Source organism: Streptomyces silvisoli, from assembly GCF_029269905.1.
GTDB lineage: Bacteria > Actinomycetota > Actinomycetes > Streptomycetales > Streptomycetaceae > Streptantibioticus_A > Streptantibioticus_A silvisoli_A.
Genome location: NZ_JARJBC010000003.1, coordinates 291,444 through 316,160 on the forward strand (window position 1 = coordinate 291,444; position 24,717 = coordinate 316,160).

The following is a 24,717-nucleotide window of genomic DNA, read 5'->3' on the forward strand; positions in this document are numbered from 1 at the left end:
ATTCGCCGGACCGGCCCTCGGTCGTCACGTCACGCGCCGCGCAGCACCGCTCCGGTGCGCTCGGCCGCCGCGGCCACCGCGGCGTCACGAGCGGCGGACGCCTCCTCGGCGGTCAGCGTGCGGTCCGGGGCACGGAAGCGCAACGCGTACGCCAGCGACTTCCTGCCCTCGCCGATCTGCTCACCGGAGAAGATGTCGAACAGCCGCAGATCCTCCAGGAGTTCACCCGCGCCCGCGCGCAGCGCGGCCTCCACGTCGGCGGCCGGGACGGCCTCGTCCACCACCAGCGCGACGTCCTGGGTGGCCACCGGGAAGGTGGAGACCCGCGGTGCCCGCAGCGTGCCGCCACCGGCCCGCTCCACGAGCTCCAGGTCGATCTCCATCGCGCAGGTGCGCTCCGGCAGGTTCATCGCCTTGATGACCCGCGGGTGCAACTCTCCGGCGTGGCCGACCAGTTCCTCCCCCGCGTACAGCGCGGCGCACCGGCCGGGGTGCCAGGGCGCGTACTGGCCCTGACGGACGGCCAGTTCGACTCCGGCCTCACGGGCCACGGTACGGGCCGCCTCGACGGCGTCCGCCCAGGTCGCGGGGTAGCCCCTGCCCCACCAGCCCTGCGGCTCACGGGCACCGGTCAGCACGACGGCGGCGTGCACCGGCTGGTGCGGCAACGCGGCGTCCAGCGCGGCCAGTTCCTCGTCCGTGGGGCGCCGGTCCACCGTCAGCTTCGGCGGCGGCGGCTTCTCGCCGGTGGGCAGGAAGACCAGGCCGGTCTCGAAAAGCGCCAGGTCCTGCGCACCACGCCCGTGGTTGCGGCGCAGCGTGCCGAGCAGCCCGGGCAGCAGCGTGGTGCGCATCGCCGGTTCCTCGTCGGACAGCGGGTTGACCAGCGTCACCGAGCGGCGCCGTGCGTCGTCCGGCTCCAGGCCCATCTGGTCCAGCACCGCGTCACCGACGAACGGGTAGTTGAGCACCTCGACGTACCCGGCACCGGCCAGCGCACGGCCGATCCGGCGGCGCAGCTGCTGCGACTCGGTCAGACCACGGCCGGAGGGCAGCTTCGGCAGCGTGGACGGCAGGTTCTCGTAGCCTTCGAGCCGGATGACCTCCTCGGCGAGGTCGTTCGGGTCGGTCAGGTCCGGGCGCCAGCTCGGCACGGTGACGACCAGTTCGTCGGCACCGTAGACGTCGCAGCCGACCTGCTGCAGCCGCCGTACCACGGTCTCCCGGCCGTACTCGGTACCGGCGACCCGGTCCGGGTGGTCCGCCGGGATGGAGATGGTGCGCGGCGCGGACGGGGAGATGACCTCGGTGACCCCGGCCTCGGCGGTGCCGCCCGCCAGCAGGACCAGCAGGTCGACGGTGCGCTGGGCGGCGGCCGAGGCGGCCTGCGGGTCGACGCCTCGCTCGAAGCGCTTGGACGCCTCGGAGGACAGCTTGTGGCGGCGGGCGGTGCGGGCCACCGCGACCGGGTCGAAGTGCGCGGCCTCGACGACGATCTCGGTGGTGCCGCGCACCTCACCGGTCTCCTCATCGCGGACCGGGTCGGCGATCTCGGTGTTGGCCCCGCCCATCACGCCGGCCAGGCCGATCGGGCCGGAGTTGTCGGTGATGACGAGGTCCTCGGGGTCGAGGACGCGCTGGGTGCCGTCCAGCGTGGTGAGCTTCTCGCCCGGATGGGCCCGGCGCACCCCGATGGGGCCGTCGAGACGGCCGCGGTCGTAGGCGTGCAGCGGCTGACCCAGCTCCAGCATCACGTAGTTGGTGACGTCCACGGCCAGCGAGACCGGCCGCATCCCGGCCTTCTGCAGCCGCCGCTGCAGCCAGATCGGCGACACCGCCTCGGGGCTGACGTTCACCACGGTGCGCGCGGTGAAGCGGTCGCACCCGATGGGGTCGGCGACCTTCACCAGGTAGCCGTACGAGTTGGGGGCGGGCACGTCCAGCAGCGCCGGGTCGCGCAGCGGCAGCCCGTAGGCGGTGGCGGTCTCACGGGCGATGCCGCGCATCGACATGCAGTAGCCGCGGTCCGGGGTGACCGCGATGTCCAGCACCTCGTCGACCAGTTCCAGCAGCTCGATGGCGTCGGTGCCGACCTCGTGCTCCGGCGACAGCACGATGATGCCGTCGTGGTCGTCGCCCATGTCCAGCTCGCGGGCCGAGCAGATCATGCCCTCGGAGACCTTGCCGTAGGTCTTGCGGGACGCGATCTGGAAGTCGCCCGGCAGCACGGCGCCGGGCAGCGCGACGACGACCTTGTCGCCGACGCGGAAGTTGCGCGCGCCGCAGATCACGTTCTGCGGCTCGCCGGTGCCGTTGGCCGTGCCGACGTCCAACTGGCAGTAGCGGATGGGCTTCTTGAACTCGGTCAGCTCCTCGATGGCCAGCACCTTGCCGACCACCAGCGGGCCCTTCAGGCCCGCGCCGAGCTGCTCGACCTTCTCCACCTCGAGTCCGGCCGAGACCAGCCGCGCCTGCACATCGCGGCCGGTCTCGCCAGCCGGAAGGTCGACGTACTCCCGCAGCCAGGAAAGCGGGGCCCGCATCAGATCTCCATCCCGAACGGAAGGGTGAAGCGCACGTCACCCTCGACGATGTCTCGCATGTCCTCGACGTTGTGGCGGAACATCAGCATCCGCTCGATACCGAAGCCGAAGGCGAAACCGCTGTACTTGTTGGGGTCCACACCGCAGGCGGTGAGCACCCGCGGGTTGACCATGCCGCAGCCGCCGAGCTCGATCCAGCCCTCGGAGGAGCAGGTGCGGCACGGACGGTCGGGGTTGCCCACCGAGTCGCCACGGCACACGTAGCAGACCATGTCCATCTCGGCGGACGGCTCGGTGAACGGGAAGTAGTTGGGGCGCAGGCGGGTGCGCATGCCCTCCCCGAACAGCGCCTGCACCATGTGGTCCAGCGTGCCCTTGAGGTCCGCCATGGTCAGGCCCTCGTCCACGGCGAGCAGCTCGACCTGGTTGAAGACCGGGGTGTGGGTGGCGTCCAGCTCGTCGGTGCGGTAGACGCGGCCCGGGCAGATCACGTAGACCGGCGGTTCGCGGTCGAGCAGCGAACGGACCTGCACCGGGGAGGTGTGGGTGCGCAGTACGACGTCGCCGGAGGCCGAACCGGTGCCGACCCGCCTGCCGTTGGCCTGACCGGCGTTGACGAAGAAGGTGTCCTGCATCGTGCGGGCCGGGTGGTCCGCGGCGATGTTGAGGGCGTCGAAGTTGAACCACTCCGCCTCGACCTCCGGACCCTCGGCGACCTCGTAGCCCATGGCCACGAAGATGTCGGCGATCCGGTCGGAAAGGGTGGTGAGCGGGTGCCGGGCACCGGCCGGGCGGCGGTCGTACGGCAGCGTGACGTCCACCGCCTCCTCGACCAGCACGCGGGCGTCGCGCTCGACCTCCAACTGCTCCTTGCGGGCGGCCAGGGCCTTGTTGACCGCGCCGCGCGCCTGGCCGACGCGCTTTCCGGCCTCCGCCTTGGCGTGCGGTGGCAGCGCGCCGATCTCCCGGTTGGCGAGCGCGAGCGGTGAACGGTCACCGGTGTGGGCGACCTTCACCTCGTGCAGCGCGTCCAGATCGGCCGCGGCGGCGATGGCGGCGAGCGCCTCGTCGCGCATCCGCTCGATCTCTTCCGGTTTCAGCATCGCGACCTCGACAGGGTCGTACGACTTATTGGGTGCCGACATCTCTTCCCGTGTTTCCGGTTGGCTGGCGCGCGGTCTGTCTTCGACCTGGATGGCCTGTTTCCGACCTCTGTGGCCAAAGGTCGAGTCTAATGGGCACGGCGGCCGCGCCCGACGCACCCTGCAGTGGACCTGCGGTGGAAGAGGAAGCCCGTGGAGGCTCAGCCCATGAAGGCCGGTGCCCCGACGGGCAGGATAAATCGGAACTGGGCGCCGCCGCCGGGGGCCCGGGACACCGTGATCGTGCCGCCGTGCGCCTCCACGATGCCCTTGACGATGTACAGGCCCAGGCCGGTGCCACCGCGCCGGTTGCCCCGCCAGAAGCGGGTGAAGACGCGGCCCATCGACTCCTCCGGAATGCCGGGCCCCTCGTCGCTCACGGTGACGGCCGTTCCGGCACTGCCCCGCTCACGCGGGGACGACGAGGGCGCCACGTCGATGATGACAGTCCCGTCACCGTGCCGCACCGCGTTTTCCAGCAGGTTGCTCAGCACCTGCTGGAGCTTGTCCGGGTCGGCCCACAACGGGGGCAGCGGTCCGGTCACCCGCACCCGCAGCCGTTCGGCTGGGACGCCCGCCGCGATGAGCGCGGCCACCCGGTGGCGCACGGCGGCCTCGATGTCGACGAGTTGACGGCGCACTTCGAGCCGGCCGGTGTCGATCCGGGAGATGTCCAGGAGTTCGGCGATCAGCCGGGTGACCCGGTTGGCGTCCGCGTCGACGGTCTCAAGCATCAGCTTCTTCTGCTCGTCGGTGAACCGCTCCCACTTGGCGAGCAGGGTGGCGGTGAACCCCTTGACCGAGGTCAGCGGGGAGCGCAGCTCATGGGCGACGGTGGCGATCAGTTCGGCGTGGCTGCGCTCGGTGCGCCGACGACTTCCGGTGCCGCGCAGCGCGACGACCAGGCGGCGCACCGGTCCGGCGGGGTGCTCGCGCACATAGCGGGCGGAGACCAGGACCTCACGGCCGCCGGGCAGCAGAAGGTTGCGTTCCGGTTGCCCGACCCGGATGGCCAGGCCGCGGTACGGATCGGTGACCGTCCACCAGCGGCGGCCTTCGAGGTCCTCCAGCGGCAGCGCGTGCTCGATCGGCAGGCCGATGACGTCCGCCGGGCGCAGTGCGGTCAGCCGGGCGGCGGCGGCGTTGAAGCAGACCACCCGCCCGGTCTCGTCGGCCACCACCAGTCCGTCGGGGAGGTCGTCGGGGTCCAGGCCGAGGTCCGCCAGGTCGGCGCCGAACAGCGCGACGCTCGTGGTGCGGCTGGCGGCGGTTCCGGCGTCCATCCCCCTGCTCCCCTTCGCTGCCCTTCACGGGTCCGGCCCGTCAGCCTACCGGCCGGAGGTTACTGAGCGGCACCCTCCCGCTGCGCGCTGCGCACGCGCCGAGGCGTACAGGCACACCGCGGCGGCCGTCGCGAGGTTGAGGCTCTCGGCCCGGCCGTGGATCGGGACGCGGACCACCTCGTCGGCGAGCGCCCGGGTCTCCTCCGGCAGTCCCCAGGCCTCGTTGCCGAAGATCCAGGCTGTGGGGCCGCCCATGGTGCCCTCGTCCAGCTCGCTGTCCAGGTCCCGCTCCCCCGCGCCGTCGGCCGCGAGCAGCCGCACGCCCGCCTCGCGCAGCCCGGCGACCGCGGTGTGCACCGGGACGCCGACCGCCACCGGCAGGTGGAACAGGCTGCCCACCGAGGCGCGCACGGCCTTGGGGTTGTACAGGTCGACCGAGGCGTCGGTGAACACGACCGCGTCGGCGCCGGCGGCGTCCGCGCAGCGCAGCACCGTTCCGGCGTTGCCGGGGTCGCGGACGTGCGCGAGGACGGCGACCAGCTTCGGGCGGGCGCGCAGGATCTCCTCGAACGGCGAGTCGAGGAACCGGCAGATGCCCACGATGCCCTGCGGGGTCACGGTGTCACAGACCTCGGCCACCACCTCGTCGGTGGCGGTGAACACGGTGGCGCCCGCTGCGCGGGCCGCCGCGACGATGTCGGCGTGCCGCCGCATCGCCTCCGGCGCCACATACACCTCGATCAGGTGCCCGATCGCCTCACGGACCGCCTGCGGCCCCTCCGCGATGAACCGGCGCTCCTTGCCGCGGAAGCTGCGCTTGGCGAGCCGCCGTGCGGCGCTGACGCGCGGGGATCGCAGGGAGGTCAGCTGGGGGGTCTGGCTCAAGGTGCGCAAGCTTTCGGTTCAGGGGCGGTCGCCGGGTGCGGGTCCGTTGTACCCAGCCGTTCCGCCCTGCGGAACGACCGACCACAACGGAGGGCCCGCAGGGAGATCCCTGCGGGCCCGGAAGCCTTGACGGCTCAGCGCAGCGTCACTCACGCGGCCTTCGGCGCGTTGACGTCGCTCGGCAGCGCCTTCTGCGCGGCCTCGACCAGCGCGGCGAACGCGTTGGGGTCGTTGACGGCGAGCTCCGCGAGGATCTTGCGGTCCACCTCGATGTTGGCGGCCTTCAGACCCTGGATGAAGCGGTTGTAGGTGATGCCGTTGGCGCGGGCAGCGGCGTTGATGCGCTGGATCCACAGCTGACGGAAGTCGCCCTTGCGCTTCTTGCGGTCGTTGTAGTTGTAGACGAGGGAGTGGGTGACCTGCTCCTTCGCCTTGCGGTACAGGCGGGAACGCTGCCCGCGGTAGCCGCTGGCCTGCTCGAGGATTGCCCGGCGCTTCTTGTGGGCGTTCACTGCCCGCTTGACGCGTGCCACTTGGTAACTCCTTGTTGGGGACCGCGGTGGTACTCACACGGCCCGAAAACGAATTGGTCCCGGTCAGTCGGCGCGCCCCGGTCGGGGGCGCGGTCCGTCACTTGCCGAGAAGCTTCTTGATCTTCTTGGCGTCGGCCGGAGCCATCTCGGCGTTGCCGGTGAGGCGGCGCGTCAGCGCGGACGACTTGCGCTCCAGCAGGTGGCGCTTGCCGGCACGCTCACGCAGCACCTTGCCGGAGCCGGTGATCTTGAACCGCTTGCTCGCACCACTGTGCGTCTTGTTCTTCGGCATGGCGCCGTAGTCTCCTCATCGCTGGCCCTCCCGTCCGCGACCAGGGCGGACGGAGAGCGTCAGTCAGTACTGCATTGCATACCCAGGGTGCACCCCCGGGGTCTTGCTGGTTGCCTCAGCCGGCGTCGGCGGGAGCCTGCGGCTCCTCGGCCTCTTCGTCCTGCCTCGGCTGGCGACCGGCCTTGCGGGCGGCCTGCGCCTCGCGGGCCTCGGCCATCGCCTCGGTCTTCTTCTTGTGCGGACCGAGAACCATGATCATGTTGCGGCCGTCCTGCTTCGGGTTGGACTCCACGAAGCCCAAGTCCTGGACGTCCTCCGCCAGCCGCTGGAGCAGTCGGAAGCCCAGTTCGGGACGGGACTGCTCGCGACCACGGAACATGATCGTGATCTTGACCTTGTCGCCCTGCTTGAGGAACCGGACGACGTGACCCTTCTTGGTGTCGTAGTCGTGCGGGTCGATCTTCGGCCGGAGCTTCATCTCCTTGATGACCGTGTGCGCCTGGTTCTTGCGCGCCTCACGGGCCTTCATGGCCGACTCGTACTTGAACTTCCCGTAGTCCATGAGCTTGCACACGGGCGGGCGGGCGGTAGCCGCGACCTCGACCAGGTCCAGGTCGTACTCCTGTGCGAGCTCCAGGGCCTTGGCAAGCGGCACGATGCCCACCTGCTCGCCACTGGGACCGACGAGTCGCACCTCGGGGACGCGAATCCGGTCGTTGATGCGGGGCTCGGCGCTGATGGGGCCTCCTCGGTTGCACCACGCGGCGGCCTGGCGGGCAACCGCGCCTTGAGTCTTCTAGTCTCCAGACCCCGTACCCAGGACGCGAAAAACGCCCCGTACGGTACGCAGGCGGGGCTCCTCACAACCGGGAGCACCGCCGCGAAATTCCGCGGGGCGCATCGGGCCATCGCCTCTCGCGAGGTGATGACGCCTGACCGGAGACCCGCCGACCCGGAGGTCGGTCAGGTGGGAGTTGGAGCTCCACTTGCGGGCTGAACATCCGGGTACACCTGGGTGCCCAGCCGGTCGATCTCCAAGCATACCAGCCTCTGGGCGCGGACAGTATTCAGCGGAACGGGGCCTATCGTGTCCGTCATGAGCGACACCACCTCCCCCGCCGCCACCGCCTTGTCCGACTCCGCCGCCGGTGGCCCCGACTTCGACACCATGACCCGTGACATCGCGGACGTTCCCGCGGTCGAGGTGATCACCACGGTGGCGGTCCACCTCATGAGCGCCGCGGCGGTCAACCTGGGCCTGGCCGAGGAGGGCGCGGAACACAAGGACCTCGACGAGGCGCGCAAGCTGATCACCGCGCTGGCGGGTCTTGTCACCGCCGGAGCCACCGAGATCGGTTCCTACCACGCGGCCCCGCTGCGGGACGGGCTGAAGTCGCTGCAGTTGGCGTTCCGCGAGGCCTCCATAGTGCCGGACGAGCCCGGTCAGGGGCCGGGCGAGAAGTTCACCGGCCCGGTGATCGGCTGAGGCCCCCCAGCGCGGGGCACGGCCCCGGTACGGCCGTCCCGCGCACGCGCGGTGCACCGAGCGGCGCCGCCCCCGGTCACCGCGTCCGCGCCGCGGCGGCGCTCGCCTCCGGCTCGGCCAGGGACATCGGCGCGGCGGGCGCCGGATGGGTCAGCCGCTGCGCCAACGCCGCGAGCGCGCCGCCGACCAGTGGGGCGGCGAGGAACAGCCACAGTTGCGTCAGCGCCGCCCCGCCCGCGAACAGCGCGGGTCCCAGGCTGCGCGCCGGATTCATCGAGGCGCCGGTGAGCGGGCCGCCGACCAGTTGCGCCACGGCGAAGGCCATCCCGACCGGCAGCCCGGCGGAGCCCGCCAGGGTGGCCCTGCCCCGGCTCACCGCGAGCACCACGAAGACCAGCAGGAAGGTCAGCGCCACCTCGGCGAGGAACGCCCCGAGGACGCTGATGCCGACGGCCGACCGGCCGCCGTAGCCGTTGCTGCCGAACGTCTCCTTGACCTTCAGTCCCGGCACCTGACTGGCCACCACGAACAGCAGCGCGGCCCCCGCGATCCCGCCCGCGAACTGGGCGGCCCAGTACCGTACGGCGGTCCGCGGCTCCAGCCGTCCCGCGCACAGCATGCCCAGCGTCACCGCCGGATTGACGTGGCAGCCGGAGACCGCGCCGAACGAGGAAACCAGCGCCAGCAGCACCAGCCCGAAGGCCAGCGCGGTGCCGAGCGTGCCGATGTACTCGCCCGCCAGGACCGCGGCCCCCACGGCGCAGAAGACCAACAGCAGGGTGCCCAGGAACTCGCAGGTGAGGGCGGTCCGGTTCGCCATGGCGCTCTCCTCGCGTCGATTGCCATGTCCCATTCGTTGCCCTGTCGCACTTGGGACACGGCACATTCTCGACTAACCGAGCACTCGCCGACATCTCGACCCTCCGGCGCGGCCTGGACTACCGGTGGGAAAGTTCCCGTTCAGCGAACGAACAGCGGCTCACCGGGCAACCTGGCGTCCGGCGGCAGCAGCGCCAGGTCCAGGCCGCGCACCAGCCGGGCGCGCAGCGTCTCGTCGCCCGCGAGCGCCGTGGCCACCCGCTGGGCGACCGCCGCCACCTCGGCACCGTCCCCGAGCACCAGCCCGAGCGTGCCGTCCGTCTCCCGGCTCGGCACCAGATGGGCACGCACCACGTCGGGCTGCGCGGTCAACACGTCACGCACCGCCTCGGCGACCGCAGGGTCGGTGAGCGGGTCCAGCCGGTCCAGGCCGGAGGCGAGGGCGTGCAGCGCGGGGCCGGACAGCGCGTACGGCACGGGTCCGGCCATGTCGATCAGCAGGGTGTCGGCCTGCTCGTGGGCGAGCGCGCGCAGCGCCTGCTGCAGCGGTACGGCCACCGGCCGGGCGTCGGCTCGCCAGCGGGCCAGGCTCTCGACCGAGGTGAACGCGGGTAGCGCCCGGCGGCCGTCCGGGGCCTGGATGGTGGGCACCGCCATGTCGCTGGTCTTCCCCCGGCGCAGCCCGTCCGCCCGTCGTCCACCCTCAGCGGAGGCGCCTGGCGCCGCGGCGGCCACCACGGTCTCCACCTCCCCGAGCAGCGCGACGACCGGCACCAGCAGCCGGGCGCCGACCAGCGCGGCGAGCACATCGGGCTCGGCGGCGCGGTCCTCGGCGTACGCGGCGAGGGCCGCGGTCAGCCGGGGGTCGGCGGTGCCGTCGTCGTCGGAGAAGCCGGGGTCCGGAATGTTCTTGAGAGCCACCCGATGAGGGTATCGGCGCCCGCGCCCGGCCCGGTCAGCGCCTTGCCCGCCATCTGAACACCCCGGCCGCCGCCAGCAGCACGACCCCGGCGATCGCGCTCACCGTGGGGAGTCCGATCCCGGAACCGCCACCTGACCGCGCGGAGGCGCGGACCGGGGCCGGCCCGGAACCGAAGTACCGCTTGGCGTAGGCCGCCGGGGTGGGCGCCTCGGGGCTGGGGGTGAGCTTCGCGGCGGCGTCCAGCGCGGCCACCGGGTCCACCACGCCCGCGCCCACCTGGTCGTTGCGGCCGCCCGGCGGCGCGTCCTGGGCGGTGTCCTCCAGCAGCCGCTTTATCTGGGCGGGGCTCAGCCGCGGGCAGGCGGAGCGGATGAGCGCGGCGACGCCGGAGACGTAGGCGGAGGCCGCGCTGGTGCCCCAGCCCTCGTAGTAGCGGCGGTCGGGGTCGGCGATGACCACGTCCACGCCGGGCGCGCCGACGGTGGCGTACCAGCGGCTGGTGGAGAAGGCGGCGCGGTTGCCGTACCGGTCCACCGCCGCCACCGCGATCACCCCGGGGTAGGCGGCTGGGTAGGAGGCGGGGTCGCCCTGCTGGCCGCTGTTGCCCGCGGAGGCGACCACCACGATCCCCTTGGCCAGCGCGTACTGGACGGCGGCGTCCTCGGCCGGGTCGGGGTGCGCGGTCTTGCTGTCGTCGCCAAGGGAGAGGTTGATGACGTTCGCGCCGTGGTCGGCGGCCCAGCGGATGCCCTGGGCGAGTGCGCCGCCGCGAGTGGCGCGGGCCTGTTTGCGCTGTGGGTCGGTGTCTTCGAGGATCACCCGCACCGGAAGGATCTTCGCCTCAGGGGCGATGCCCATCACACCGCTGCTGTCGCCGGGGCCGTGGCCGTGCCCGGCGATGATGCCCGCCATCGCGGTGCCGTGCCGGGCCCAGGTGGAGGAGCCGCGTTTGGCGCCGAAGCCCACCAGGTCGGTGCCGGGCAGTACCTGCCCGGTGAGGTCGGGGTGGCTGCCGTCGACTCCGGTGTCGAGGACCGCGACGGTCACGCCCCTGCCCTTGGTGGTCCGCCAGGCGGTCTGCGCGTGGAGGGTGTCGAGTGCCCACTGCTGCTGGCGGATCGAGTCGGCGTACGCGGTGGACGCACCCGGTGCGAGGAGGGCGGTCAGTACGGCGAGCAGCAGGGCGAGGCAGCGGTGGCGTGCCGCCGTCATGAGGCGGTTCCCTTGCGATGGACGGCCTGTTCCACGTCGGTGCGTATGTGGTGTTCGATGGCGGAGGCCAGTCCCTTGGCGTCGTATCCGAGTCCGGCCTGCGCGGCGGCCGTGGTGGCGCCCGGCTTGGTGGCCGCCGCGGCGGGCTGCGGGTCGGTGACGGTGCGGCCGTCGGCGAAGCCGCTCACCGCGTAGCCGATGACCGGCAGGGTGTCGGAGATGTCGACGGTCCAACTGCCGCGCTGGGCAAGGCCGAAGCCCGCCGCGAGGGTGCCGGGGAAGGCCACCGGGCGCGGCATGGCGTCGGTGCGGTCGCCCAGGTGGCGTGCGGTCCAGGTGCCGCGCAGCGCGGCCATGCTGGCCGGGTCGGCGCGGGTGATCAGCACTCCGACGGTGGTGACGTTGCTGGACGTGGCGTCGGTGTAGGTGGCGCGCAGCAGCCGCAGGCAGCCGACCGGGGCGAGTGCGGTGGCCAGCGGCGGATCGAACGCGCCGTCACAGCCGCTGTCCGGCGCGACCCCGATCCGGGTCCAGGTCCGGTCGGCGCCCCCGGGTCCGGCGCCGCGGCCGTGCACCGTCGGCGGGAAGAGGGTGTCGACGGGCACGCTGTGCCACAGGCTCCGGGCGTCGGCGTACGTCAGCGCGGTGTCCTCCCGGGTGGTCTGCGCCGCGGCCGTGTCGCCGCCCACGAAGTGCCCGACCGCCGCGCCGCCCAGCAGTCCGGCGCCCAGCACCAGGCAGATCCCGGCCGCCACCGTGCCGCGCGTCGAGCGCCCGGCCGCGTACGGGGACGGGCCCGGGCGGGCGGCGGGCGGCGGCGGATAGCCGGGCGGGGGCGGGAACGCGGGCATCCCGAGCGTGGGCGGGCGCACCGGCGCGGTCGGCACCGCGAGCGTCGAGGTCGGACCGGTGGGCACGGAACCGATTTCGGCCATGGGGCCAACTCCTGCGGCGGAAAGAGGCTGTTGCGGCGGAGCCGGGGGGCGCGGTGGTGGAGCGACGCGGCGTGGTACCCCGCTGTCGACTCCGGTTCCCACCCGGTGCCCCCTCCGTGAGCTGTGTCCGTTCCGGTTCGTCCCGCCGATAACGGGGCCTGGCCCCGCGGTGACACAGTACGGGTTGTGCCTGTGTTCGCGCCCCCTGGTCCGGATCATGTCCGCTGGTCGAGGGTCTTGTCGGGCGCTCGAACACGGTGCAAGCTGCCCGCATGGCTGATCCTGCCGCTGACCGCGCCCGTTACGACCGGGCGACCGCGCACCTTGACGCGCCGCTCGCGGTGGTGGATCTCGCCGCGTTCGACGCCAACGCCGATGACCTGGTGCGACGGGCGGGTGGCAAGCCGGTCCGGGTGGCCAGCAAGTCGGTGCGCTGCCGGGCGCTGCTGGAACGGGTGCTGGAGCGGGACGGGTTCGCCGGGGTGATGGCGTTCACGCTGGCCGAGGCGGTGTGGTTGGCCCGTGCCGGGATCGAGGATGTACTGCTGGCCTACCCGTCGGTGGACCGTACCGGTTTCGCGGAGTTGACGGCCGATCCGAAGCTGGCCGGGGCGGTGTCGGTGATGGTCGACGACGTGGCGCAGCTCGATCTGATCGACACGGCGCGCGCGGGCGGCGGCCAGGAGGTGCGGGTCTGCCTGGAGTTGGACACCAGCCTGCGGCTGCTCGGCGGCCGGATACGGTTCGGCGCACGTCGCTCACCCCTGCACGATCCCGCCCAACTGGCCGAACTGGCAAGGGCGGTGCAGCGCAGGCCCGGGTTCCGGGTGGTCGGCCTGATGGCGTACGAGGGGCATGTCGCGGGGGTCGGTGACGCGGTTCCGGGCGCCGCGCTGCGGTCCCGCGCGGTACGGCTGATGCAGGCCGCTGCCCGCAGGGAGCTGGCGGCGCGCCGGGCGGAGGCGGTTCGCGCGGTACGGGCGGTGGTGCCGGGGCTGGAGTTCGTCAACGGCGGCGGCACCGGCAGCGTGCAGCACACGGCCGCGGAGCGCGCCGTCACCGAAGTGGCCGCCGGTTCCGGGCTGTTCGTCCCGCGGTTGTTCGACAACTACACCTCGTTCCGGGGGCGTCCCGCGGCCCTGTTCGCCCAGCCGGTGGTACGGCGCCCCGGGGTCGGGGTGGTGACGGTGCTGGGCGGCGGCTATCCGGCGTCCGGCGCCGCGGGCAGGGACCGGTCACCGGTGCCGTATCTGCCGGAGGGGTTGCGGTACGACCCGCAGGAGGGCGCCGGTGAGGTACAGACGCCGCTCCTGGGGTCGGCCGCGGACGACCTGCTGATCGGCGACAAGGTGTGGTTCCGGCACGCCAAGGCGGGCGAACTCTGCGAGCGCTTCTCTGAGTTGCACCTGGTTTCCGGCGAGGAAGTGGTTGCCGTCGTCCCCACGTACCGCGGCGAGGGCCGCACGTTCCTGTAGGGATTTTTTGGGGGTGTCGGGGGCTCGCCCCCGACGTTTCGTCCCGCCGCGGCGGCGGGCGACCCCCGACGCGAGGACCGGCGGTGCCGAACCAACCGCGATCCAGCCCCCGCGTCCACCGCCCTACAGCGGCGTGACGTACGCGCCCGCGATGCCACCGTCCACCAGGAACTCCGAACCCGTGATGAACGACGAGTCGTCGCTGGCCAGGAAGGCCACCGCGGCGGCGATCTCGTCGGCCTCGGCGAAGCGGCCGAGCGGAATGTGCACCAGGCGCCGGGCGGCGCGCTCCGGGTCCTTGGCGAACAGCTCCCGCAGCAGCGGGGTGTTGACCGGCCCCGGGCACAGCGCGTTGACCCGGATGCCCTCCCGGGCGAACTGCACGCCCAGTTCACGGGACATCGCCAGCACTCCGCCCTTGGAGGCGGTGTACGAGATCTGGGAGGTCGCGGCACCCATCACGGCGACGAAGCTCGCGGTGTTGATGATGGAGCCCCTGCCCTGGCGCTGCATGTAGGGCAGTGCCGCCTTGCAGCACAGATAGACGGAGGTGAGGTTGACCTCCTGGACCCGGCGCCAGGCGTCGATCCCGGTGGTCAGGATGGAGTCGTCGTCGGGCGGGGAGATACCGGCGTTGTTGAACGCGATGTCAACGGAGCCGTAGATGTCGTAGGCGGTGCGGAACAGTTCCTCCACCTGCTCGGCGTCGGTCACGTCGACCTTGACGTAGGAGCCGCCGGTCTGGGCGGCCGCGCTCTCCCCCGCCGCCTGGTCGATGTCGGCGCACACCACGTTGGCGCCCTCGGAGGCGAGACGGCGGGCGGTCGCCAGGCCGATGCCGCTGCCGGCACCGGTGACGACGGCGGTACGGCCGGGCAGGCGGCGGCAGATGACTTCGTCGGTCTGTGCGGTCACTGGTGTCATTCCTCCGTGCTGATGAAGACGTTCTTGGTCTCGGTGAAGGCGGCCAGCGCGCCGGGGCCGAGTTCGCGGCCGAGTCCGGACTCGCCGAAGCCGCCGAAGGGTGTCCAGTAGCGCACCGCGCTGTGGGAGTTGACGGAGAGGTTGCCCGCGGCGACCGCCCGCGAGACCCGCACCGCGCGGCCCACGTCCCGGGTCCACAGCGATCCGGCGAGCCCGTAGCGGGTGGCGTTGGCCAGCCGTACCGCGTCGGCCTCGTCCTCGAACGGCAGCACCACGGCGACCGGCCCGAAGATCTCCTCGGTGACGGCGGGCGCGTCCTCCGGCAGCCCGGCGAGTACCGTCGCCGGGTACCAGAAGCCCCTGCCGGTGGGTGCGCTGCCGCGGATCGCGGCGGGGGCGTCCTCGGCGACGTAGGACCTGACCCGCTCCCGCTGGGCGGCGGAGATCAGCGGCCCCATCTGGGTGGCCGGATCGGCCGGGTCGCCGATGGTGACCGCCTTGATGTGGGGTTCGAGGAGTTCCAGGAAGCGGTCGTGGACGCTGCGTTGCACCAGGATGCGGCTGCGGGCGCAGCAGTCCTGGCCGGTGTTGTCCAGGAACGCCATCGGGGCGGCCTGAGCGGCCCTTTCGAGGTCCGCGTCGGCGAAGACGATGTTGGGGCTCTTGCCGCCGAGTTCGAGGGTGACCCGCTTCACCTGGTCCGCGCACTGCGCCATGATCCGCTTGCCGACCGCGGTGGAGCCGGTGAAGACGATCTTGGCGACCACGGGGTGCTCCACCAGGGCGGCGCCGGTGACCGGGCCCGCGCCCGGCAGCACCTGGAACAGGTCCTCCGGAAGGCCGGATTCCAGGGCGAGTTCGGCGAGTCGCAGCGCGGTCAGCGGTGTGGTCTCGGCCGGTTTGAGCAGTACCGCGTTACCGGCCGCGAGGGCCGGCGCGGTGGCCCAACCGGCGATCGGCATCGGGAAGTTCCAGGGGGCGATGACCCCGATCACACCGAGCGGTTCGTGGAAGGTGACGTCCAGCCCACCCGGCACCGGGATCTGCGCGCCGAGGAGGCGTTCGGCTCCCCCGGCCGCGTACTCCAGCAGGTCGCGTACGTTGCCCGCCTCCCAGCGGGCGTTGCCGATCGGGTGTCCGGCCTCGCGGACCTCCAACCGGGCGAGTTCCTCGGTGTGTTGGTCCACGGTGGCGGCGAAGCGGCGCAGCAGGCGGGCCCGGTCGGCGGCGCTGGTGGCGGCCCAGTCGGCCTGCGCGCGGGCCGCGCGGCGGACGGCGGCGTCCACTTCCCGCGGTGTGGTGGCGGGGACGGTGGCGATGGGTTCTTCCGTCGCCGGGTTGAGCACCTGGTGCTCGGTGGGGTGGTCGGGCACGGGGCTCCTCACATGCGTTCGAAGGAGCGGTAGCGCTCCCAGTCGGTGACGGCGGTGTCGAAGGCGTCCTGCTCGACGCGGGCCATGTTGGCGTAGTGCTCGACCACTTCGTCACCGAAGGCGCCGCGGGCCAGCGCGCTGGCCCGCCAGAGTCCCGCCGCCTCGCGCAGGGTGGCCGGGACGTGGCCGTCGTCACCGCGGTAGGCGTTGCCGGTGCAGGCGGGCGGCAGCTCCAGTTCGTTGTCGACGCCGTGCAGCCCGGCGGCGATCATCGCGGCGACCGCCAGGTAGGGGTTGACGTCTCCGCCGGGCACGCGGTTCTCGAAGCGCAGCGAATGGCCGTGGCCGATGACCCGCAGTGCGCAGGTGCGGTTGTCCGGCCCCCAGGCGACGGCTGTGGGGGCGAAGGAACCGGGCCGGTAGCGCTTGTACGAGTTGACGTTGGGCGCGTAGAGCAGGGTCAGTTCGCGTAGCGCGGCGAGTTGTCCGGCGAGGAAGTGCCGCATGGTCTTCGCCATGCCCAACTCGCCGCCCGGGTCGGCGAACACCGGCTGGCCGAACTCGTCGCGCAGCGAGAGGTGGATGTGGCAGGAGTTGCCCTCGCGCTCGTCGTACTTGGCCATGAAGGTCAGCGCGCGCCCCTCCTGCGCGGCGATCTCCTTGGCGCCGGTCTTGTAGATGACGTGCTGGTCGCAGGTGGTCAGGGCCTCGTCGTAGCGGAAGGCGATCTCGTGCTGGCCGAGGTTGCACTCGCCCTTCGCCGACTCCACGGTCATCCCGGCGGCGCCCATCTCGTTGCGGATGCGGCGCAGCAGCGGTTCCACCCGGCCGGTGCCGAGCACGGAGTAGTCGACGTTGTACTGGTTGGCGGGCTGCATCTGCCGGTAGCCGCGGCTCCAGGCGTCCTCGTAGGTGTCGTTGAACACCATGAACTCCAACTCGGTGCCCACGTAAGCGGACCAGCCGCGTTCGGCGAGGCGGTCGAGCTGGCGGCGCAGGATCTGCCGGGGCGAGGCGGTGACGGGCGCGCCGTCGTGCCAGGCGAGGTCGGCGATCAGCAGCGCGGTGCCCTCGTTCCAGGGGGTGCGGCGTAGCGTGGCCGTGTCGGCGTGCATGGCGAAGTCGCCGTAGCCGCGTTCCCACGAGGACATCGCGTAACCGTCCACCGTGTTCATGTCCGCGTCCACGGCGAGCAGGTAGTTGCAGCCCTCGGTGCCGTGCTCCAGCACCTCGTCCAGGAAGAAGGGTGCCGCGAAGCGCTTGCCCTGGAGCCGCCCCTGCATGTCGGTGAAGGCGAGGACGACGGTGTCGATGGTGCCGGTGTCGATCAGCCGCCGCAGCTCGGCAACGGTGAGTGGCGGTGTGCGGTCTGCCACGAGGTGGGCCTCCTGTCAGTGGACCGGAGCCCTAAGGTATGCATAGGAACCATTGGTTGGGAAGGGCTTTCGGGGAGGACGGATGAGCGGGTCCGCGCAGAGCGGCCAGGCACGGGAGGACGACCGGTTGTCACCCGTGCTGCGTCCGGTGCGGGCGGGCAGCGGCTTCGAGGAGGCGCTGGAGCAGATACTCCAGGTGCTGCGGCTCGGCCTGGTGCCGTACGGCGAACGGCTGCCGTCGGAACGGGAGTTGGCGGACCGGCTGCGGATCAGCCGGGTGACCTTGCGCGAGGTACTCAAGGTGCTTCAGGAGCAGGGCCTGGTGGAGAGCAGGCGCGGCCGGTACGGCGGAACGTTTGTGCGCTACCGGGCGGGGGACCTGGCCCCCACGCCGTCCGGCGGCACGTCCCAGGTCACCGACGTCGACGTGGATGACGCACTGCGGTTCCGCGAGGTGCTTGAGGTGGGCGCGGCCGAGCTGTGCGCGGCACGGGAGTTGGACGGGGAGCAGCGGGAGCGGTTGCGGGCCTGCCTGGCCGCGACGAAGGACGCGCCGCTGGGTGACTACCGCAGGCTGGACACCCGGCTACATCTGACGCTGGCCGAGCTGTCGGGTTCGCCGTCGCTGGCCGCCGCCTACGCCGGGACCCGGGCGCGGGTCAACGACCTGCTGGACCGGATCCCGCTGCTGGTGCGCAACCTTGAGCACTCGCAGACCCAGCACGCGGCGCTGCTGGACGCGATCCTGGAGGGGGACGTCGACGGGGCGCGCGAGGTGATGCGCGAGCACTGCGCGGGCACGGCGGCACTGCTGCGCGGCTTCCTCACCTGACCCACCAAAGGTACGATCCCGATCCATTGGAGGCGACGGGAGGACAGCGGTGGGAAGGCCACTGATCGGCGTCAGCACGTACTGGGAGTCCTCGGCACGCTACCGGGTGTGGCAGCAGCCGGCGGCACTGCTGCCCGCCGGCTATCCGCGCATCGTGCAGGCAGCCGGGGCACTGGCGGTGATGCTGCCGCCGGACGACCCGGGAGCGGCGAAGGAGGCCGTGGAGCGGGTGGACGGCGTGGTGATCGCGGGCGGCGAGGACGTCGACCCACGCCGGTACGGCGCCGAGCCGCATCCGCGGACCGGGCCGCCCGCGGTGGAGCGCGACGCATGGGAACTCGCCCTGATCGAGGCCGCGTTGGCCTCCGGCACCCCGCTGCTCGGCATCTGCCGCGGCATGCAACTGCTCAACGTCGCACTGGGCGGCACCCTGGTGCAGCACCTGCCGGACGAGGTGGGCCACACCGAGCACGCCGAGAGGGAGGGCGTGTTCGGCAGCCATCGGATCGTCCCGGTCCCCGGAACCCGCCTGGCCACCGCCGTACCGGAACCGGTGGACGTCCCCACGTACCACCATCAGGCGGTGGGCCGTCTGGGCAACGGGCTGGTCGCCAGTGCGCACGCCGTCTGCGACGGAACGGTCGAGGCGGTCGAACTGCCGGGCACCCCCTTCACCCTGGCGGTCCAGTGGCATCCGGAGATGTCCGACGACCCGCGTGTCCTGCGGGCGCTGGTGGCGGCCGCCTTGGGGTGAGGCGGGCTCGGCACCACCGGCCTCCCCCGTCGTGGTGCCGCAACAGCCGCGCTACCCCTGTACCGTCAGCGACAGCAGGTCCCGGGACGGCCCGGAAGGCCGCTGGCCGCAAGGCCACACCGCCCGCAGGGCGCGGGTCAACTGGATGCCGGACACCGGGACTTCCACCATGCGGCGAGCCGTCAGCTCGTCGCTGACGGCGAGTTGGCTGAGGACTGCGGGGCCTGCCCCGCTGATGACCGCGGACTTGACCGCCGTGGTCGAGGACAGTTCGAGCAACGGTGCCGCCAGGCCCCCGTACTGCGCCAGGGCCGAGTCCACCACCTGGCGGGTCCCGGAGCCCTCCTCGCGGAGGATCAGCGGGGTCGCCGCCACCTCCCGCGCCGGAATCGGGGTGCGGCGCCGCGCCCAGGGGTGGCCCGGTGCCACGACCACCACCAGCCGGTCCTTGGCGACCGTCACCGCGTCGAGCCCAACCGGCACGTCGACGCCCTCGACGAAGCCCAGGTCGGCCTCGCCGGCCCGCAGCCGGTCGGCGACGGCCGCCGAGTTCCCCGCCAGCAGCGAGACCGCGGTGCCGGGGCGCTGCCCGTGCAACGCGATCAGCCAGCCGGGCAGCAGGTACTCGGCGATGGTCATGCTGGCGGCGATGCGCAGCCGGGAGTCCCGGCGGGCCCGCAGCGCCTGCGCGCCCACGTCGAACTCCTCGGCCGCCTCGACCACCCGCCGCGCCCAGTCGGTGACCAGGGACCCGGTTTCGGTGAGCCGGGAGCCGGACGGCGAGCGGATCACAAGACCCACGCCGAGCTGCCGTTCCATCGCGCGGATCCGGCTGCTCGCGGCGGGCTGGGTGATGCCGAGTTCCCGCGCGGCGCGGCCAAGGCTGCCCAGCCGGGCGACGGCGAGCAGCAACTCCATCGCGCCCAGATCCGGCACCCGGTGGGCAAGTGGTCGCGGCACGCCCTCACTGCTGCTCATAACCCCAGCTTATGCCCCCATAGACACATACTCCCTGGTGAGCGAGGCGACCACCGGCGAGCGTGGAGCCATGGCCACTCTCACGCCCGTACGCCCCACCGCCCCGACCGCCCAGGACCGGCGATCGGCGCTCCTACGCCACATCGGCCCCAACTGGTACGCCACCGTCATGGGCACGGCCATCGTGGCCAACGCCGGTGCGGCGCTGCCCGGGCATCCGTCCTGGCTGCGGGTGCCGTGCCTGGTGGTGTGGGCGCTGTCGGGGGTGCTGCTGGCCGCCGTGCTCACCGCCCGCGTCGGGCATCTGCTGTGCCACCCCGACCAGGCGCGCAGGCATCTGCTGGACCCGGCGGTGGCGCCGTTCTACGGGTGTCTTTCGATGGCCCTGCTCGCGGTGGGCGCCGGGACGCTGTCCGTCGGCGCCGAGTGGATCGGGGTGCCGGCAGCGGTCGCGGTGGACGCGGGGCTGTGGCTGGCCGGAACGGCGAGCGGGCTGCTCATCGCGGTCGCGATCCCGTATCTGATGGTGGTCAGGCACCGAGTCGCGCCGGACGGCGCGTCGCCGGTGTGGCTGCTGCCGGTGGTGGCGCCGATGGTGTCGGCCGCAACCGGTCCGGCGCTGGTGCCGCATCTGCCGCCAGGCCAGTGGCGGGCGGCGCTGCTGCTCGGCGGCTATGCGATGTTCGGGCTGAGCCTGCTGGCGACGCTGGTGATGCTGCCGGTGGTGTTCGCCCGGCTGGTGCAGCACGGGCCGTTGCCGCTCGCCCTGACGCCCACGCTGTTCCTGGTGCTGGGCCCGCTCGGCCAGTCGACCACCGCGGTGGGCAACGCCGCCGACGCCGCGCCCGCCCTGGGCTCCGCGCCGTACGCACATCTGCTGGGCGGTTTCGCCGTGCTGTACGGGGTGCCGGTGATGGGGTTCGCACTGCTGTGGCTGGCGCTGGCCGGGGCGATGGTGGTGCGCGCGGCGCGGCGCGGCATGCCGTTCGCGATGACGTGGTGGGCGTTCACCTTCCCGGTGGGCACCTGCGTCACCGGCGCGGCGAGCCTGGCCCGGCACACCGGCGCGGAGGTCTTCGGCTGGCTGGCGGTCGGGCTGTACGTCCTGCTGGTGGCGGCCTGGGGCACCGCGGCGGTGCGCACGGCGCGCGGCCTGGTCAGCGGCGCGCTGCTCGCAGCGCCTCGCCGATGACCTCGGGCGCCTCCCGCAACGAGGGCCCGTACCAGGTGAGATGGCGTCCGCTGACCAGCGCCGCGGGCAGCCCGGGGAACGCCTCCGGGCCGTCGTCCGCGGTGAAGCGGTACGGCTCGTCGGGCAGCACCACCAACTCGGCTTCGGCCGCGTTCAGTTCGCCGATCGGGACACGCGGATAGCGCTCGGGGTGACCGGCGTACACGTTGCCCACCCCGAGCCGGGCCAGTACGTCGCCCGCGAAGGTGTCCCGGCCGCAGACCATCCAGGGCCGCCGCCAGATCGGCACGACGGCCGCGATCCGCCGGGTGGGCGGCTCCAACCGGCGCCAGGCGTCCTCCGCCTCGGCCAGCCAGCCCGGGCTGGGCAGCCCGCAACCGTCGACCAGTACCCGGCGCAGTTCTGCGAACGCCTGCTCCAGGGTGCGTACCTCGGTGACCAGGACGCGCAGCCCGGCGGCGCGCAGCGCGGCGAGGTCCGGTGCGCGGTTCTCCTCCTCGTTGGCGATGACCAGGTCGGGCGCGAGCTCGGTGATCCGCTGGGTGTCGGGGTTCTTGGTGCCGCCGATCCGCACCACGTCGAGGTCGTGCGGATGGCTGCACCAGTCGGTGGCTCCGACCAGCAGTTCCCGTCGGGTGGCGGCCACGGCCTCGGTGAGCGAGGGGACCAGCGAGACGACACGCATGGCCCCAGTCTCCCGGATGGCCCCGAACCGCGCCGCGCGCGGTGTGCTCAATCGCCGGACGGGCTGGATTCAGCCCGTTCCGGCCTTCGTGCTGCCCACCGGTGCCATCTTGTCGACGAAGCCGGGGTGCTGCTTCAACCAGTCGCGCACGCCCTGCTGTTCGTTGCCCTGTCCCGCGTCCTGGATCGCCGCCTCCAGTCCGGTCAGGTCCTTCTCGTCCATGTGGAAGTTCCGCAGCCAGCCGGCGACCGCCGGGTTCTTCTTCGGGAACTCCTTGGCGGCCAGGGTGTGGACGCGGTCACCGGTGCCGAACGCGCCCCGCGGATCCTGGAGCTTGGTGAGCGAGTACTTGCTGTACGCCCAGTGCGGCGACCACAGCACCACGGCGACCGGCTCCTTCTTGGCGTAGGAGCGCTCCAGTTGGGCCAGCATCCCGGCGGTGCTGCCGGTGGTCAGCTGGTACTCCTTGTCCAGGCCGTACGCGGGCAGCACCTTGGTACGCAGCAGGTTCATCTCGCCCGCGCCGGGTTCGATGCCGATGATCCGGCCGCCGAACTCCGACGCCTTGCCGCGCAGGTCGGCGAGCGACTTCACGTCCTTCACATAGCCGGGAACGCTGATCTCCAGCGACGTCGGCCCGTACCAGGAGCCCAGGTCGGCCAGGTCCCTGCCGTACTGCTTCCAGTACTGGGCGTGGGTGGTGGGCAGCCAGGAGTCGGTCTCGAAGTCGACGGCTCCCCCGGCCATCCCGGTGTACAGGGCGCCCACGTCGTACGTCTTGGCGTTGACGGTGTAGCCGCGCTGTTCCAGCGCCTCCTTCCACAGGTACGTGGAGGCGATGCCCTCGTCCCACGGGATGTAGCCGAGGTTGACGGTCCTGCCCTTGCCCACGTTCTTGCCCGCGGCGACCTGGACCCCGCCACCGGATCCGCCGAACACCCCGATCCCCGCCGCGACCAGGGCGAGCACCACCACACCGGCCATGGCGACCGCGGTGTTCGGCCGGTAGCTCCGGATCCGCGCGCCGCGCAGCGCGTCGGCCTTGGCCAGGGCGCGGCGGCCGAGCGGGGAGACCTGGTTGCCCAGGGCGCCGGTCATCCGGTCCAGGTACATGGCGAGGATGACCACGGCGACGCCGCCCTCGAAGCCGAGGCCCACGTTGACCTGGCTGATCGCGGTGAACACCGAGGCGCCCAGACCCCCCGCACCGACCATGCCCGCGATCACGACCATGGACAGCGCCAGCATGATGACCTGGTTGATCCCGGCCATGATGGTGGGCAGCGCCAGCGGCAACTGCACCCGCAGCAGGATGTTGCGCGAGGTGGTGCCGAACGCCTCGGCGGCCTCCACGAGTTCGCCGTCCACCTGCCGGATGCCCAGCTCCGTCATCCGTACGCCCGGCGCCATCGCGAAGATGATGGTGGCGATGACGCCCGGCACCACGCCGAGGCCGAAGAAGAAGATGCCCGGGATCAGGTAGACGAAGGCGGGCATCGTCTGCATGACATCGAGCACCGGCCGCAGCACCGTGCTGACGGTGCTGTTGCGTCCGGCCCAGACGCCCAGCGGCACGGCGAGCACGACGGTGATGACGGTGGCGACCAGTACCAGCGAGAGGGTCTGCATCGCCGGGTCCCACTGCTGTACGGAGTCGATGAGCGCGAAGCCCGCGAAGGCCGGCACACCGGCGGCCAGCCCGCGCAGCCACAGCGCCAGCACCGCGAAGATGCCCGCCAGCAGCAGCGGTTGGGGCGCGGAGAGCACCGCGTTGACGCCGTCGTACATGTGCGAGACGACGGCGGTGACGAAGTCGAAGAGCCAGGCGAGGTGGTCGCGCAGGAAGCTGACCGCACTGTCCACCCATTGCCCGAGTCGCAGCCTAGGCACCGGTGGCCTCCTTCTCCGTCGGCCGTGCGTCGCACGGCGTTTGCGGTCCGTCGTGGTCGCCGAGCAGGGTCAGTACGCGCTGCCGGGGTACGACGCCCAGCAGTCGGTCCCCGTCGTCGCGGACCGCGACCGGGTGCGGCACCCGGGCGGTGACGGGGAGCAGTTCGGCGAGCGTGGTGTTCGGGGTGACGGTCTCGCAGCCGCAACCCGCGGCGTCCGGGCGGTGCGGCGGCACCATGGCGGAGGCGGCGGTGAGCACCCGGGAGCGGTCCACGTCCTGGATGAAGGAGGCCACGTAGTCGTTCGCCGGTTCGACCAGGATCTGCTCGGCGGTGCCCAGTTGCACGATCCGGCCGTCGCGCATCACGGCTATGCGGTCGCCGAGCCGCATCGCCTCGTTGAGGTCATGGGTGATGAAGACGATGGTCTTGTGCAGGCTCCGCTGGAGTTCCAGCAGCTGGTCCTGCATGTCGCGGCGGATCAGCGGGTCGAGGGCGCTGAACGACTCGTCCATCAGCAGCAGTTCGGCGTCGGTGGCCAGCGCCCTGGCCAGGCCCACCCGCTGCTGCATGCCGCCGGACAACTCGTCGGGCCAGGATTTCTCCCAGCCCTTCAGGCCGACCAGGTGCAGTGCCTCGGTGGCCCGCCGCAGCCGCTCCTCGCGCGGTACGCCCTGCACCTCAAGCCCGTAGGCGGCGTTCTCCAGCACGCCGTGGTGCGGGAACAGCGCGAAGTGCTGGAAGACCATGCTGATCTGGTGCGAGCGCACCCGGCGCAGCTCGCTCGGGGCGAGCGCGGTCAGGTCCTGACCGCCGAACAGCACCCGCCCGCAGGTGGGTTCCAGCAGGCCGTTGAGCATCCGCAGCAGGGTGGACTTGCCGGAGCCGGACAGCCCCATGATGACGAAGATCTCGCCCTCCTCGACGGTGAAGGACGCGTCGATCACCGCGGGCGTGCTGCCGCCGTCCCGCAACGCGGCCCGTTCGGCGCCCTGTTGCAGTTCGTGTACCGCGTCGAGTGGCCGTCGCCCGAAGACTTTGTACAGGTGGTCGGCTTGCAGGCTTGGCACTGACACCTCGCGGGTCGAACGACAAAAAGACCCGCCGTGCGCCGGGTCCACTCCGGCCAGCCGCTGCCCGACATCTCCCGATCCAAACAATTCGTGGCCCAGATCACAGTGCGCGGC

General features: G+C 72.2%; 22 protein-coding genes and 1 pseudogene. 5 read left to right on the forward strand and 18 right to left on the reverse strand.

The annotated features are described in order from the left end of the window. Positions 1–29 precede the first annotated feature (29 nt). The 7 genes from pheT to infC all read right to left on the reverse strand — a co-directional run bounded on the left by pheT (position 30) and on the right by infC (position 7,417). Positions 30–2,543 (reverse strand): phenylalanine--tRNA ligase subunit beta, encoded by a 2,514-nt coding sequence (gene pheT, locus P3G67_RS06955; RefSeq protein ID WP_276092659.1) that lies wholly within the window; start codon positions 2,541–2,543, stop codon positions 30–32. Continuing rightward, on the reverse strand, positions 2,543–3,688 hold the full coding sequence (gene pheS, locus P3G67_RS06960) for a phenylalanine--tRNA ligase subunit alpha (protein ID WP_276092660.1): 1,146 nt from the start codon (positions 3,686–3,688) through the stop codon (positions 2,543–2,545). Before pheS ends, pheT begins: the two co-directional genes overlap by 1 nt. 158 nt (positions 3,689–3,846) lie before the next feature. Beyond that, a complete protein-coding gene (locus tag P3G67_RS06965) occupies positions 3,847–4,968 on the reverse strand; it encodes a sensor histidine kinase (protein ID WP_276092661.1) in 1,122 nt (373 codons plus the stop codon). 45 nt (positions 4,969–5,013) lie between these two features. Then, on the reverse strand, positions 5,014–5,853 hold the full coding sequence (locus P3G67_RS06970; RefSeq protein WP_391858209.1) for a TrmH family RNA methyltransferase: 840 nt from the start codon (positions 5,851–5,853) through the stop codon (positions 5,014–5,016). Between the two features lie 149 nt (positions 5,854–6,002). Then, positions 6,003–6,386: a 50S ribosomal protein L20 gene (rplT, locus tag P3G67_RS06975; RefSeq protein ID WP_255928596.1), complete on the reverse strand. Its 384-nt coding sequence runs from the start codon at positions 6,384–6,386 to the stop codon at positions 6,003–6,005. Between the two features lie 97 nt (positions 6,387–6,483). Then, positions 6,484–6,678: a 50S ribosomal protein L35 gene (gene rpmI / locus P3G67_RS06980; RefSeq protein WP_269854995.1), complete on the reverse strand. Its 195-nt coding sequence runs from the start codon at positions 6,676–6,678 to the stop codon at positions 6,484–6,486. 115 nt (positions 6,679–6,793) lie between these two features. Next, positions 6,794–7,417 (reverse strand): translation initiation factor IF-3, encoded by a 624-nt coding sequence (infC, locus tag P3G67_RS06985; RefSeq protein WP_269855159.1) that lies wholly within the window; start codon positions 7,415–7,417, stop codon positions 6,794–6,796. Positions 7,418–7,774: 357 nt separating this feature from the next. Here infC and P3G67_RS06990 point away from each other — a divergent pair, with 357 nt between their 5' ends. Next, positions 7,775–8,164 (forward strand): DUF1844 domain-containing protein, encoded by a 390-nt coding sequence (locus P3G67_RS06990; RefSeq protein ID WP_276092663.1) that lies wholly within the window; start codon positions 7,775–7,777, stop codon positions 8,162–8,164. A 76-nt stretch (positions 8,165–8,240) separates the two neighbouring features. Here the strand turns inward: P3G67_RS06990 and P3G67_RS06995 are convergent, their stop codons facing one another. From P3G67_RS06995 to P3G67_RS07010, 4 genes are all read right to left on the reverse strand, one after another. Further along, positions 8,241–8,984, reverse strand: a complete 744-nt coding sequence (locus tag P3G67_RS06995) for an MIP/aquaporin family protein (protein ID WP_276092664.1) — start codon at positions 8,982–8,984, stop codon at positions 8,241–8,243. Between the two features lie 140 nt (positions 8,985–9,124). Next, the gene (locus tag P3G67_RS07000; protein ID WP_276092665.1) at positions 9,125–9,904 is read right to left on the reverse strand and encodes an SseB family protein; all 780 of its coding nucleotides are present in this window, start codon (positions 9,902–9,904) and stop codon (positions 9,125–9,127) included. A gap of 34 nt (positions 9,905–9,938) precedes the next feature. After that, positions 9,939–11,117, reverse strand: coding sequence for a type VII secretion-associated serine protease mycosin (mycP, locus tag P3G67_RS07005; RefSeq protein ID WP_276092666.1), 1,179 nt, complete (start codon positions 11,115–11,117; stop codon positions 9,939–9,941). After that, positions 11,114–12,052 carry a hypothetical protein gene (locus P3G67_RS07010; RefSeq protein ID WP_276092667.1) on the reverse strand — a complete coding sequence of 313 codons (939 nt, stop codon included), beginning with the start codon at positions 12,050–12,052 and terminating at the stop codon, positions 11,114–11,116. Before P3G67_RS07010 ends, mycP begins: the two co-directional genes overlap by 4 nt. A 272-nt stretch (positions 12,053–12,324) precedes the next feature. Between P3G67_RS07010 and P3G67_RS07015 the strand changes: the two genes are divergently transcribed. Next, entirely contained in the window at positions 12,325–13,527 is a 1,203-nt protein-coding gene (locus P3G67_RS07015) for an amino acid deaminase/aldolase (protein WP_276092668.1), read from the forward strand. 123 nt (positions 13,528–13,650) lie between these two features. On the opposite strand, the gene P3G67_RS07020 is transcribed toward P3G67_RS07015, so the two are convergent. The 3 genes from P3G67_RS07020 to P3G67_RS07030 are packed head-to-tail and all read right to left on the reverse strand — an operon-like array spanning position 13,651 to position 17,200. Continuing rightward, the gene (locus P3G67_RS07020) at positions 13,651–14,451 is read right to left on the reverse strand and encodes a 3-oxoacyl-ACP reductase (RefSeq protein ID WP_269855002.1); all 801 of its coding nucleotides are present in this window, start codon (positions 14,449–14,451) and stop codon (positions 13,651–13,653) included. Continuing rightward, positions 14,448–15,824 carry an aldehyde dehydrogenase family protein gene (locus tag P3G67_RS07025; protein ID WP_276092669.1) on the reverse strand — a complete coding sequence of 459 codons (1,377 nt, stop codon included), beginning with the start codon at positions 15,822–15,824 and terminating at the stop codon, positions 14,448–14,450. The genes P3G67_RS07020 and P3G67_RS07025 overlap by 4 nt, the downstream gene beginning before the upstream one ends. Before the next feature lie 8 nt (positions 15,825–15,832). Further along, entirely contained in the window at positions 15,833–17,200 is a 1,368-nt protein-coding gene (locus tag P3G67_RS07030; RefSeq protein ID WP_276092670.1) for a glutamine synthetase family protein, read from the reverse strand. An 82-nt stretch (positions 17,201–17,282) separates the two neighbouring features. Between P3G67_RS07030 and P3G67_RS07035 the strand changes: the two genes are divergently transcribed. Next, entirely contained in the window at positions 17,283–18,032 is a 750-nt protein-coding gene (locus tag P3G67_RS07035; RefSeq protein WP_276092671.1) for a FadR/GntR family transcriptional regulator, read from the forward strand. 49 nt (positions 18,033–18,081) lie between these two features. Beyond that, positions 18,082–18,786: a gamma-glutamyl-gamma-aminobutyrate hydrolase family protein gene (locus tag P3G67_RS07040; protein WP_276092672.1), complete on the forward strand. Its 705-nt coding sequence runs from the start codon at positions 18,082–18,084 to the stop codon at positions 18,784–18,786. 51 nt (positions 18,787–18,837) lie between these two features. On the opposite strand, the gene P3G67_RS07045 is transcribed toward P3G67_RS07040, so the two are convergent. Beyond that, positions 18,838–19,764 (reverse strand): LysR family transcriptional regulator, encoded by a 927-nt coding sequence (locus P3G67_RS07045; protein WP_276092673.1) that lies wholly within the window; start codon positions 19,762–19,764, stop codon positions 18,838–18,840. A gap of 70 nt (positions 19,765–19,834) precedes the next feature. Here P3G67_RS07045 and P3G67_RS07050 point away from each other — a divergent pair, with 70 nt between their 5' ends. Further along, positions 19,835–20,956 carry a TDT family transporter gene (locus P3G67_RS07050; RefSeq protein WP_276092674.1) on the forward strand — a complete coding sequence of 374 codons (1,122 nt, stop codon included), beginning with the start codon at positions 19,835–19,837 and terminating at the stop codon, positions 20,954–20,956. Here the strand turns inward: P3G67_RS07050 and P3G67_RS07055 are convergent. The 3 genes and pseudogenes from P3G67_RS07055 to P3G67_RS07065 all read right to left on the reverse strand — a co-directional run bounded on the left by P3G67_RS07055 (position 20,922) and on the right by P3G67_RS07065 (position 24,600). Beyond that, positions 20,922–21,641: a helical backbone metal receptor gene (locus P3G67_RS07055; RefSeq protein ID WP_276092675.1), complete on the reverse strand. Its 720-nt coding sequence runs from the start codon at positions 21,639–21,641 to the stop codon at positions 20,922–20,924. The genes P3G67_RS07050 and P3G67_RS07055 overlap by 35 nt on opposite strands. Before the next feature lie 126 nt (positions 21,642–21,767). Then, a pseudogene (locus P3G67_RS07060) lies at positions 21,768–23,531 on the reverse strand (ABC transporter permease/substrate binding protein); the annotation flags it as partial. Further along, complete coding sequence (locus tag P3G67_RS07065; protein WP_276092676.1) at positions 23,524–24,600, reverse strand: quaternary amine ABC transporter ATP-binding protein; 1,077 nt, start codon at positions 24,598–24,600, stop codon at positions 23,524–23,526. The gene P3G67_RS07065 and the pseudogene P3G67_RS07060, both read right to left, overlap by 8 nt. Positions 24,601–24,717 lie beyond the last annotated feature (117 nt).

Bases quoted from the DNA above. Each gene is read 5' to 3' on its own strand.
- pheT (WP_276092659.1), bottom strand. From the start codon at position 2,543: ATGCGGGCCCCGCTTTCCTGGCTGCGGGAGTACGTCGACCTTCCGGCT.
- pheS (WP_276092660.1), bottom strand. From the start codon at position 3,688: ATGTCGGCACCCAATAAGTCGTACGACCCTGTCGAGGTCGCGATGCTG.
- P3G67_RS06965 (WP_276092661.1), bottom strand. From the start codon at position 4,968: ATGGACGCCGGAACCGCCGCCAGCCGCACCACGAGCGTCGCGCTGTTC.
- rpmI (WP_269854995.1), bottom strand. From the start codon at position 6,678: ATGCCGAAGAACAAGACGCACAGTGGTGCGAGCAAGCGGTTCAAGATC.
- P3G67_RS06990 (WP_276092663.1), top strand. From the start codon at position 7,775: ATGAGCGACACCACCTCCCCCGCCGCCACCGCCTTGTCCGACTCCGCC.
- P3G67_RS06995 (WP_276092664.1), bottom strand. From the start codon at position 8,984: ATGGCGAACCGGACCGCCCTCACCTGCGAGTTCCTGGGCACCCTGCTG.
- mycP (WP_276092666.1), bottom strand. From the start codon at position 11,117: ATGACGGCGGCACGCCACCGCTGCCTCGCCCTGCTGCTCGCCGTACTG.
- P3G67_RS07010 (WP_276092667.1), bottom strand. From the start codon at position 12,052: ATGGCCGAAATCGGTTCCGTGCCCACCGGTCCGACCTCGACGCTCGCG.
- P3G67_RS07015 (WP_276092668.1), top strand. From the start codon at position 12,325: ATGGCTGATCCTGCCGCTGACCGCGCCCGTTACGACCGGGCGACCGCG.
- P3G67_RS07020 (WP_269855002.1), bottom strand. From the start codon at position 14,451: ATGACACCAGTGACCGCACAGACCGACGAAGTCATCTGCCGCCGCCTG.
- P3G67_RS07035 (WP_276092671.1), top strand. From the start codon at position 17,283: ATGAGCGGGTCCGCGCAGAGCGGCCAGGCACGGGAGGACGACCGGTTG.
- P3G67_RS07045 (WP_276092673.1), bottom strand. From the start codon at position 19,764: ATGAGCAGCAGTGAGGGCGTGCCGCGACCACTTGCCCACCGGGTGCCG.
- P3G67_RS07050 (WP_276092674.1), top strand. From the start codon at position 19,835: ATGGCCACTCTCACGCCCGTACGCCCCACCGCCCCGACCGCCCAGGAC.
- P3G67_RS07055 (WP_276092675.1), bottom strand. From the start codon at position 21,641: ATGCGTGTCGTCTCGCTGGTCCCCTCGCTCACCGAGGCCGTGGCCGCC.